Source organism: Micromonospora sp. M42, assembly GCF_000568915.1.
Lineage (GTDB): Bacteria > Actinomycetota > Actinomycetes > Mycobacteriales > Micromonosporaceae > Micromonospora > Micromonospora chalcea.
The window spans coordinates 5,990,132-6,000,054 of sequence record NZ_KK037233.1 but is presented as its reverse complement, the minus strand read 5'-3'; the positions used below and the strand labels follow the sequence as shown (position 1 = coordinate 6,000,054).

Below are 9,923 nucleotides of genomic sequence, written 5' to 3'. Positions count from 1 at the left end.
GTGGTGCCCGCGCTCGTACACGCCGGAGGTGGCGACCGCCAGGTCGTGTGCCGGTCAGCACCAGACACGTCGCCGCCGCGTCCCACGGGTGCCGCACCCCGATCCGCCACGGCTGTCCGGCCGCGTCGTGGCCGCGTACCCGCACGTCGCCGCCCGCGTTCACGCAGTGGTTCGGCGCGCCGTCGGCGACCAGCCGGTCCGAGGCGACCTGCGCCGCCCAGCCCTTGACGTAGCCGGACGGGTCGAGCCGCCCGGTCGCGTACACGTCGAAGAACCCGTCGGTGGCGGTCCACAGGTCGGCGCAGGCCGCCAGCACGGCGCGCAGGTCGGCGGAGGCGTCGGCGGGCCGCAGCTCGCCCCGGTCGATCCGGCACACCTCGCTGTCGTCCCGGTACGTGCTGAACCGCGCGTCCACCTCGCGCAGCCAGCCGAACGTGTCCTCGGCCAGCTCGTGCAGGGTCCCCGGGGGCAGGTCGTCGGCCAGGTCCAGGCTGATCGCCGTACCCATGACGTGCTCGACCCGGCGCAGGCCGGAACGAACCGTCACGCCTTGTCCAGCGCGGCCTGCAACGACCGCTTGTACGCGGTGCTGGTGTACGTGGCCCCGGAGACGGTGCTCAGGTTGGCGCTCTGCCGGGCCACCACCTCACCGGACGTGCCGCTGTAGCGGGCCTGCACGTCGTCGCTGCGCTGCCCGGACTGCCCGCCCAGCGGCAGTCCGATCGCCGTCGCGTCGACGACCCGGCTGCCGCTGAGCGTGATCCGCACCTGCAGTGAGCCGTACTCGTAGGTGACCGACGGCCCGGTCACCGTGCGGGTGGTGACCTTCGGCGCGCTGGTGGTGGTCCGCGGCGCGGCGGGTGCGGTGCTGGTACGGGTGCCGCCCCGGCTGGCCGGGCTGCGGTCGGCGGACGCCTTCGGGGTGGGCTTCGCCGAGGCGCGCGACGACGGCGTGGCGCTGCCGGACGCGGCGGCGGTGGGCGACGGCGGCTCGGGCGCGGCCGAGCCGCCACGGGGCGACCGGAGCCAGCGCCACCGGCGCGTTCCGGCAGGGACTGCCCCACTGCCCGGGCGCGCCCTTGAGCACCACGAAGCGCGGGTGGTGCCGGCGGCCAGTCCAGTGATCGCGAGGAGCGCGGGTTTCGGGGTGGTGCCTTTCCTACAGCTCGAACGCGGTCAGGTGGATCTGGCGGCGGGCACGCCGGCCGCGCGCAGCGCGGCGACCGCCTCGTCGACCAGGCCGCCCGGGCCGCACAGGTAGACGTCGCGCCGGGTCAGGTCGGGCACCAGGCGGCGCAGCCCCTCCGGGTTCATCACCTGGCGGGGGCCGGGGTCGTCACGGCGGCCGACGACGTACCAGACGGAGGTCTGCCGGGCCTGCGCGAGCCAGTCCAGCTCCTGGTGCAGCAGCACGTCGGCCGGGGTGCTCGCGCGGTAGATCAGCGCCGCGCCGGGCGGCAGCTCCTCCAGCATGGCCCGCAGCGGGGCGATGCCGCTGCCGCCGGCGATGAGCAGCGTCCGCTCCCGGGTGCGGTGCGCGGCCGTGAACGTGCCGGAGGGACCCTGCGCCCAGACCCGGGTGCCCGGCGTCAGGTCGCGCAGCTCGGCGGTGTACCCGCCGACGACCTTCACCGTGATCCGCAGCCACCTGTCGTTGCCGGCGGCGGAGACGGAGAACGGGTGCGACTGCCACCAGCAGCCGGGGTTGAGGAACCTCCAGCGGAAGAACTGCCCGCCGAGCAGGTCGATCTGGTTGAGCCGCTGCCCGGTCAGGTATACCGACACGGTGTCCTGGCTCTCCGCCACGACGTCGGCGACGCGCAGCCGGTGCCGCAGGTTGAACGCCAGCGGCGCGAGCACCCGGCCCCACACCAGCGCGGCCACCACCAGCACGTATCCGGCGATCCAGCCGGTACGCACCAGGCCCGGCTGGTGCAGCTGCGCGCCGTTGCTGAACTGGTGCGCGTAGCCGAGCAGCAGCGTGAGGTAGCTGGCCGCGTGCAGCAGGTGCCACAGCTCGTACGGCAGGCGGCGGCGCACCGCGCGTACCGCGGTGACCGCGACGGTGACCAGCACGCCGGCCGCGGCGAACGCGGTGATCATGTCCTCGTAGTCGGTCAGCAGCACGCCGACCTCGCCGAGCACCGAGTTGCGCTCCTGCCGGGAGTAGCCGACCACCAGCAGCGACATGTGCGTGAGCACCGCCACCAGCAGCGTCGCGCCGAGGTCCCGGTGCAGCCGGGAGATCCGCTCGCCGCCGAGCGCGCGTTCCAGCACGCCCATCCGGCTCATCATCAGCACCTGGACCAGCAGCAGGTAGCCGGCGATCAGGCCGGTGATCCGGCCGCCCGCGGTGAGCAGGTCGGCGGTGTCGGTGAGCGACCCGGCCGGGGTGTCCAGCCACCACGGCACCACCGCGGCGACCAGACCGAGCCAGAAGAGCGCGGCGAGCGCCCGCCGGGCGCCGGGTCCGCGGCGCGGACGAGCCGGGGGTACGGGAGCAGCCGGACGGCCGCCGTACGGGGCGGAGTGCCCGGTACGACGGCCGGCGGCGCGGGTTTCCTGGTACGTCACGCGTAGATCTTGACCGGGGTGAACTTCTGCCGGGGGAAGATCTTGTCCACCTCGGCGTTTGTCAGGCCGAAGCGGCCCTGCGCGACCGATCCGTAGACGTTGAACATGTTGTTGTACTCCGGCACGTCGCCGCTGTCCAACTTGTCCAGCCCGTTCCAGGTGCCGAGCAGCGAGCTGGCCAGCTTGCGGCCGGACAGCACGGTGACCACTCCGCCGTGGCCGTGGTCGGTGCCGCCGCCGTTCGAGGCGACCCGGCGGCCGAACTCGCTGGACACCATGATCGTCACGTCCGCCGCCTGGTCGCCCAGGTCGGTGAAGAACGCGGCCATCGCGGCGGCCAGCTCGTTGAGCCGCCGCCAGAGCTGGCCGCCCTCGCGGGTGCCCTGGTTCTCGTGGGTGTCGTAGCCGCCCATGCCGACGGTGGCCACCCGCACGTTCGCGCCGCCCTTGATGAGCTGGGCGAGCTGCTTGAACGAGTTGCCGACGCCCCGGTACTCGACGCCCTCGGCGGCGGCGTACGGCTTCGCGGCGAGCTTCTGGGCGGTGGCGAGCGCGCCCATGCCCTCGATGACCGCCTCCTCCACCGGGTGGTTGATGCCGGTGAACAGGCCGCGGATCGCCTTCTCGGTGGCCGCCCGGAACTTGTCGTCGCCGTTGAGCCGCAGGTCGCCGACGCTGTTGAGGGAGATCGCGCCGTTCACGCCGACGAGCGAGCGCGGCAGCGTGCTGCCGATGCCGACGCTGCGGAACGCGGTGCCCTTGCCGAGCGCGTCGACCAGGCTGTCCAGCCAGCCCCGGCCGCCGGTCTCGCCGGGCAGGCCGCCCAGGTTGCAGGCGTCGGCGGCCTGGAAGTGGCTGCGGGACAGCCGCGGGTCGGACGCGGCCGGCACGAAGCCGAGCTGACCGGCCTTGAGCCACTTCTCCAGCGGCGCGAACGCGCTGGTCAGCTTGAAGCCGCGGGCCAGCGCCAGCGAGTCCTCGCCGAGCAGCAGGTCCGGGCGGGCCTTGGTGAGCACCGGGTCGCTCGCCGGGGCGACCAGGCTCAGCCCGTCCAGCCCGCCGTAGAGGAAGACGTGGATCAGCGTGCCGGTCTTGGTCGCGGCGAACGACGCCGACGTGGTGACGAATTGGGCCGTCGCCAGCGCGGTCGCGGTGGCCGCGGCGCCCGCGACGAAGGTACGGCGGGTGACGCCCCGGCCGTCCTGCTGCGCCTCCTCGATCTCCTCCAGCCGGCGGTACCGGTCGGCCTCGGCCGCGCTCTCGGCCGCGACGATGTCCGCCTCCGCGCGCAGCAGCGCCTCGGCCGGGTTGTCGGCCAGCCGCCGCAGGTCGGGGCATTCGGGGTGCAGGGGGTACGGGTTCACGGTCATCTCCATCGAATGCCTCACCGGAGGTGGTGCTGGGGGGACGCGAGGATCGTCCGCGCGACAGCGGCGATGGCCCCGTTGAAGGTGGCGTCGACCTTGGCGCTTTCGGCGACCCCGGCCACGGCGAGCACGAGCTTCTTCTCCTTGGCGCTGAGCTTCTGGTGCACCAGCCGCTGGGCCAGCGCGTCCACGTACGCCCCGGCGGTGGCCGGCGGCTTCGCCACCAGCTTCTCCGGCTTGGCGAAGGTGAACTGCTTGCGGTAGCCCGCGATCAGGTCGCCCGCCTCGTTCCAGCCGTCGATCATCGTGCCGGCCGAGGTCCAGGCCAGGTAGACGTCGGCGTAGCCGTCCGGGGTGGGCTTGCCCATCGGGTACTGGCCGAGTTCGCGCATCTTGTCCTGGATCTGCCGCAGGCCCTGCGCGAACGGGGTCCGCCGATTGTCGCCGGAGTAGCCGGGGGCCGCGTCCGGCGAGACGCCGAGCGCCCGGTACGTGGCGACCAGGTACTCCATCGGGCGGCGTACCTTCTGGCCGACCGCGGCCCAGAACTCCGAGGAGCTGAACAGCGTCGCCAGCACCGGGCGGATCTGCCCCTTGTTCGTGGTGTACGCCTTGGCGAGCCGGTCCACCACGGACTTCGGCGGGGTGTCGGAGACGAATCGGGTGGCGAGGTTCTGCGCCACGTACCGGGCGGTCGACGGGTGCGTCGCGATGTAACGGATGTACGAGTCGATGACCTTGTCGGCGGCCACCGGATCGTCGGAGTTGTTGGCGTGGCTGAACCCGAGGATCTTCACCTTGCCGAGGTAGTGCCGCTCGGCGAAGAACTTGTACTTGCCGTCGGCGACACCGCGTCCGGTCTGCAGCAGCGCGGCCTGGCGTACGTCCTTCTCGGTGTAGCCACCGTCGACGCCGACGGAGTACAGCTCCAGGTTCTCCCGGGCCAGGTTCTCGTTGACCGCGTCCTTGCGCGAGTCGACCTGGTTCAGGTAGAGCAGCAGCGCCGGGTGCTTGTTCGCGGCGACGAGCATCTCCGGGTAGCTGCCGAGCGCGTGCTTGCGGATGACGTCCCGGTCGAACGCGTTGCGGTAGTTCTCCCCGCCGTCGAAGTCGGCGGCGACGTGCAGGAAGTCGTTCCAGAAGTCGACCATCACCTCGAACAGCTGCCGGTCCGACCAGATCTGCCGGGCGATGGTGGCGTCCACCGTCTCCCGGGCCGGGTCGACGCCCTTCTCGTTGAGCTGCTCGCGCTGGTCGCGCAGCTGCGTCGGGCTGAGCTTGAGTGACTGCAGCTCGGCCAGCTTCAGCTCGGCCTTCGTCGGGGCGATCTTCTCCGGTTCGAGCTGCTGGCGCAGCCAGTCGTCGATGCCGAGCCGCTTGATGTCGGCGAGCATCTTCGGGGTCGCGCCGAACGTGGTGCGGGTGGCGAGGTGCCGGATCGGATCCTTGGCGAGCACCGTCTTCACGGTCACCTTGGTCGCCTCGGCGGCGGCGGCCGGGCTGCCGTAGAGCCGGCCGCCGGTGGGCGCGTTGCGCTTGAGCGCCTCGCCCGCCCGGGAGCCCATGTAGCTCTCGTTCTGCTCGGTGTAGGTCCGCACGGTGCTGGGCTGCTGGCCGCTCGGCCGCGCCGCGTTGCCGTCGGTGGTGACGGTGCCGGTGGCGTCACCGGCCGCTGCGTCACCGGTGAACAGTCCGCGTACCTGCGGAGACAGCGCGAAGGCGGCGCCACCGGCGACCACCGCGACCCCACCGAGGGTGGCCAGCGCGCGGCGGCGACCCCGGTTCGGCGGCTCGTCGCCGTCGTCGTCCAGCGTGGGCAGTCCCGGGCCGGGCGGCGGGCCGTACCCGCCGGCGGGCTGGGCGTAGCCGCCCTGCTGGGGGAAGCCGCCCTGCGGCGGGTAGCCACCGGCGGCGGGGGCGAAGCCGTCCGGTCCGACCCACTGCGGGCCCGGCGCGGCGCCGGGGTGAGCGCCGGCGTACGGCGCGGCGTGCGGGTCGCGGTACCCGTCCGGATGGGGGTGCTGGTATCCGTCCCAGCCGCGGTCGTCCCGGGGTCGACGCGGTGGCACGTTCAGGTCGGCCATGTACCTATCCCGTTTTCTTCGAGTGCCGGCACGCCTGCCACCCGGGGGGTCGGGTGGCGCAGGGGCGGCGACGGTTGCCGGAGAAGTTGCCTACGGGAAAGTAGCCAGGCCGTCCCGGCCGCTCAAGGCACGCCGGACGCGCCCGTGAGCGCACTTAAGACGGTGCTCAGGCCCGCCGCGGAGGACCCGGCGGGGCGGCGAGTGCGCGGCGACCTCCGGAGCAGGGCCGATCCGGTCACGCACCGCCCGAACGCGAGGTTTCGCAGCCCGGCGAGGCCGCCGGGGGCGTTCACCGCCTCACCGAAACTTAAGGTACGGATAAGCCTGCGCTGAGAACCTCGTTCCGCCTGTCCGGTCCGGCGAAACAGCAGCAGCGGCGGCGCGTGACCGCCCTCCGATCCGGGTATGCCGCCGAACCGCTGAAGCCGTGAGGGGAAGGCACCGCCATGCTCAGCCAAGAGGATCAGCGCAGGTTCGAACAGATCACCCGCCGTCTGCGGGAGAGCGACCCTCGGTTCTTCGCCCGGTTGGACAGCCGGATAAAGGGACGCCGGGGCCGGTACATGATGCTGCTGACGATCGTGCTGTGGGCCTCGCTACCGGCGATGACAGTACTGGTCGGACGGTTGGCCGGGGCGATCTGCGCGGTGGTGCTGGTCGCCAACGCCGCCGTGATGTGGCGTTTCCGCCGCCGATTGCTGTAGGCGTAAGGAAGGGCCCCTTCTTAACGCCTCCGGTAGAGGAAGGGCCCCTTCTTAACGCGCGCCCTCGGCGCGACCGAACTCCGTGGGCGACGCGCCCTCGGCGCTGCCGAACTCCCGGTACGCCCGGCGCAGCCGCTCGGCCAGGCCAGGCCCGCCGATCGCGGCACCGGGCGACCCGAGCTGGCGCAGCAGCAGCTCCGGGCCGGTGGCGAGCGTGGGCGGCCGGTCCGGCAGCGCCACCGGCGCCAGCCAGAACCGGTCCAGCTCCTCGTCCGGCTCGACCGCCGGCAGCCCGGCCAGGGCCCGCGCCGCGCCGACCACCGGCACACCCGTCGTCGCCGCCGGGTCCGGCCCGGCGCCCGGGACCGATGCCGCGCCCGCGCCGAGCACACCGCCGTCCGCCACGGCGCCGCGCAGCGTACGCAGCCGGTCGAGCAGTTCGGCGCGGGACCGGCCACGCCAGTGCAGCAGGTGGAACGGGTCGGCGTCGAACGCCTCGGCGAGCAGGTAGAACGTGGCCGCCAGGTGTTTGCACGGCACCGCGAAGTCGGGGCAGCCGCAGCTCTGGTCCAGCTCGTCGATCTCGGCCGGGAACAGCGGCGCGCCCGCCTCGGCGAACAGCTCCTCCAGTTCGGCCGGCAGGTCGCCGGCGAGCAGCCGGGCGCTGAAGAACGCCTGCCCGGCCAGCTCCGACTCCAGCCGCCGCCACACCTTCTCCGGGTACGCGGCCAGCCCGATCCGCACCGGGTAGGGGCGCGGCCGGGAGCCCTGCACCTCGGCGGTGACCTTGCCGGGCGACACGTCCAGCCGGAGCACCTGCCCCCGGCGCGCGTACGCCCGGCCGCGGGTGAGCCGGGAGCCGAGCGCGAACGACTCCAGCACCTCCACGAACCGCCGGGACCACCAGGACTGCCCGATCGCGCCTCTGGTGCTGCGCGCCCGCAGGCCACCCTCGACCCGCAGCGGCGGCCGGTAGTCGTCAAAGCGGGGGCTCACTCGACCACCGCCCCGGACTCCAACGTGAACAGGTCCCGCAGCGTGTCGGTGGACAGCTCGGTGATCCACTGCTCGCCGCTGCCCACCACGGACCGGGCCAGGCTGCGCTTGTCCGCGATCATCGCGGCCACCTTCTCCTCGACGGTGCCGGCGCAGACGAACTTGCGTACCTGCACGCGGCGGCGCTGTCCGATGCGGAACGCCCGGTCGGTGGCCTGGTCCTCGACGGCCGGGTTCCACCACCGGTCCACGTGCACCACGTGGTTGGCGGCGGTCAGCGTGAGACCGGTGCCGCCGGCCTTGAGCGACAGCACGAACAGCGGCGGCCCCTGCGGCGACTGGAAGCGGGTCACCATGGCGTCCCGGTCGGCCTTGCCGACGCCGCCGTGCAGCAGCAGCACCTCCCGGCCGGTACGCGCCGACAGGTGCCCGCGCAGCATGCCGCCGAACTCGGCGTACTGGGTGAACAGCAGCGCCTTCTCCTCCGCGGCGAGCACCTCGTCGACGATCTCGTCGAGGCGTTCCAGCTTGCCGGAGCGGCCGTCCAGCGCGGAGCCGTCGTGCAGCAGCTGGGCGGGGTGGTTGCAGACCTGCTTGAGCCGGGTCATGGTGGCCAGCACCAGCCCGCGCCGCTCGATCCCGTCGCTGGACTCGATCTTCGCCATCATGTCGTCCACCACGGCCTGGTAGAGGGCTGCCTGCTCGGCGGTGAGGTTGCAGACCACCTCCATCTCCAGCTTCTCCGGCAGTTCGGTGATGATCGTCGGGTCGGTCTTGAGGCGGCGCAGCACGAACGGGCCGGTGATCCGGCGCAGCCGCTCGGCGACCTCGGCGTCGCCGTGCCGCTCGATCGGTTCGGCGAAGCGCTTGCGGAACGTCGCGGCCGGGCCGAGCAGCCCCGGATTCGCGAACTGCATGATCGACCAGAGGTCGGCGAGCCGGTTCTCCACCGGCGTACCGGTGACCGCGACCCGGTGCCGCGCGGGCAGTGAGCGGACCGCCTCGGCCTGCCGGGTGGCGGCGTTCTTGATCGCCTGCGCCTCGTCCACCACCACCCGGTGCCAGTCGACACCGGCCAGCTCGAACGCGTCCCGGGCGGCCACCGAGTACGTGGTGAGCACCAGGTCCGCCTCGCCCACCGCGGTGGCGAAGCCCTCGCCCCGGGCGCGCTCGGCGCCGTGGTGCACGTGTACGCGCAGGCCGGGCGCGAACTTCGCCGCCTCCCGCTGCCAGTTGCCGACGAGCGACATCGGGCAGACCAGCAGCGTGGGCCCGGCCTCCGGCGGGTCACCGGCGAGCAGCGCGAGCAGTTGGACGGTCTTGCCCAGCCCCATGTCGTCGGCGAGGATGCCGCCGAGCCCGAGCGACTGGAGGAACGCCAGCCAGGCCAGCCCGCGCCGCTGGTACGGCCGCAGCGTCCCGGTGAAACCCGGCGGCGGGTCGGCCGGGGTGAGCCGCCGTTCCGCCTCACCCGCGAGCAGGTCGCCGAGCGCGCCGTCGGCGACCACGTCCAGCACCGGCAGCTCACCGGCCCGGTCGTCACCGGACAGTCCCATCCGCAGCAGGTCGGCCACCGTCAGCTCGCCGGAGGACCGCAGCAGCTTCAGCCCGGCCTCCAGCCGCTGCGGGTCCAGCTCGACCCACCGGCCCCGCAGCCGGACCAGCGGCGACTTCAGGTCGGCCAGCGACGCCAGTTCCTCGGCGGTCAGCGGCTGGTCGCCGAGCGCCAGCTCCCAGCGGTAGTCGACCAGCGCGTCCAGCCCCAGCTTGCCGTCGGTGGTGGCGACCGCACCCGGCGCGCTGCGGCTGCGGGCCCGCAGCCGCGCGCCGAGCCGGGACGAGGAACGCCGCCACCACGACGGCAGCAGCACCCCGAACCCGGCCGCGTGCAGCACCGGCGCGCCCTCGCGCAGGAACCGGTGCGCGCCCTCCGCGTCCAGTTCCATGCCGTCCGGCGCGGCGGTACGCAGCGCGGCGTCCACCTCGGGCCACAGCCGGCTGGCCCGGCCCAGCTCGGCCAGGAGCGTCTCCTGCGGCTCCACGCCCCGGGCGGCCAGCGCGGGCGCGGGCCGCTGCCAGATGTGCGTGGCGTCCACCACGAGCCCCGGCTCGTCGGCCGGGTGCAGGCCGAACTCGACCCGCCAGACGGCGTCCTCGACCAGCTCGGCGACGGGGTCGACGTCCGGCTCGACCAGGCG

General features: G+C 73.5%; 8 protein-coding genes and 1 pseudogene. 2 read left to right on the top strand and 7 right to left on the bottom strand.

The window, feature by feature from the left end; all coding sequences use genetic code 11:
* A pseudogene (locus MCBG_RS27760) lies at positions 1-508 on the bottom strand (FAD:protein FMN transferase); the annotation flags it as partial.
* A gap of 35 nt (positions 509-543) precedes the next feature.
* Positions 544-810: an FMN-binding protein gene (locus MCBG_RS34435; RefSeq protein WP_223201355.1), complete on the bottom strand. Its 267-nt coding sequence runs from the start codon at positions 808-810 to the stop codon at positions 544-546.
* A gap of 10 nt (positions 811-820) precedes the next feature.
* Between MCBG_RS34435 and MCBG_RS34430 the strand changes: the two genes are divergently transcribed.
* On the top strand, positions 821-1,261 hold the full coding sequence (locus MCBG_RS34430) for a hypothetical protein (RefSeq protein WP_223201354.1): 441 nt from the start codon (positions 821-823) through the stop codon (positions 1,259-1,261).
* Here the strand turns inward: MCBG_RS34430 and MCBG_RS27750 are convergent.
* From MCBG_RS27750 to MCBG_RS27740, 3 genes are read right to left on the bottom strand one after another with little or no spacing between them, the layout of a single operon-like run.
* Positions 1,177-2,574, bottom strand: coding sequence for a ferredoxin reductase family protein (locus tag MCBG_RS27750; protein ID WP_223201353.1), 1,398 nt, complete (start codon positions 2,572-2,574; stop codon positions 1,177-1,179). The two genes, MCBG_RS34430 and MCBG_RS27750, sit on opposite strands and share 85 nt — an antisense overlap.
* Entirely contained in the window at positions 2,571-3,944 is a 1,374-nt protein-coding gene (locus MCBG_RS27745; RefSeq protein ID WP_223201459.1) for a DUF1501 domain-containing protein, read from the bottom strand. The genes MCBG_RS27750 and MCBG_RS27745 overlap by 4 nt, the downstream gene beginning before the upstream one ends.
* Before the next feature lie 14 nt (positions 3,945-3,958).
* Complete coding sequence (locus tag MCBG_RS27740) at positions 3,959-6,025, bottom strand: DUF1800 domain-containing protein (protein WP_043329247.1); 2,067 nt, start codon at positions 6,023-6,025, stop codon at positions 3,959-3,961.
* A gap of 446 nt (positions 6,026-6,471) precedes the next feature.
* Between MCBG_RS27740 and MCBG_RS27735 the strand changes: the two genes are divergently transcribed.
* Complete coding sequence (locus MCBG_RS27735) at positions 6,472-6,729, top strand: DUF3040 domain-containing protein (RefSeq protein ID WP_043329246.1); 258 nt, start codon at positions 6,472-6,474, stop codon at positions 6,727-6,729.
* Positions 6,730-6,780: 51 nt separating this feature from the next.
* On the opposite strand, the gene MCBG_RS27730 is transcribed toward MCBG_RS27735, so the two are convergent.
* Together MCBG_RS27730 and MCBG_RS27725 are read right to left on the bottom strand one after the other, a co-directional pair.
* Complete coding sequence (locus MCBG_RS27730; protein ID WP_043329244.1) at positions 6,781-7,725, bottom strand: SWIM zinc finger family protein; 945 nt, start codon at positions 7,723-7,725, stop codon at positions 6,781-6,783.
* On the bottom strand, positions 7,722-9,923 hold a 2,202-nt coding region (locus MCBG_RS27725), incomplete at its 5' end, for a DEAD/DEAH box helicase (RefSeq protein ID WP_157560826.1). The genes MCBG_RS27725 and MCBG_RS27730, both read right to left, overlap by 4 nt.

Bases quoted from the DNA above. Each gene is read 5' to 3' on its own strand.
- MCBG_RS27735 (WP_043329246.1), top strand. From the start codon at position 6,472: ATGCTCAGCCAAGAGGATCAGCGCAGGTTCGAACAGATCACCCGCCGT.
- MCBG_RS27740 (WP_043329247.1), bottom strand. From the start codon at position 6,025: ATGGCCGACCTGAACGTGCCACCGCGTCGACCCCGGGACGACCGCGGC.
- MCBG_RS27745 (WP_223201459.1), bottom strand. From the start codon at position 3,944: ATGACCGTGAACCCGTACCCCCTGCACCCCGAATGCCCCGACCTGCGG.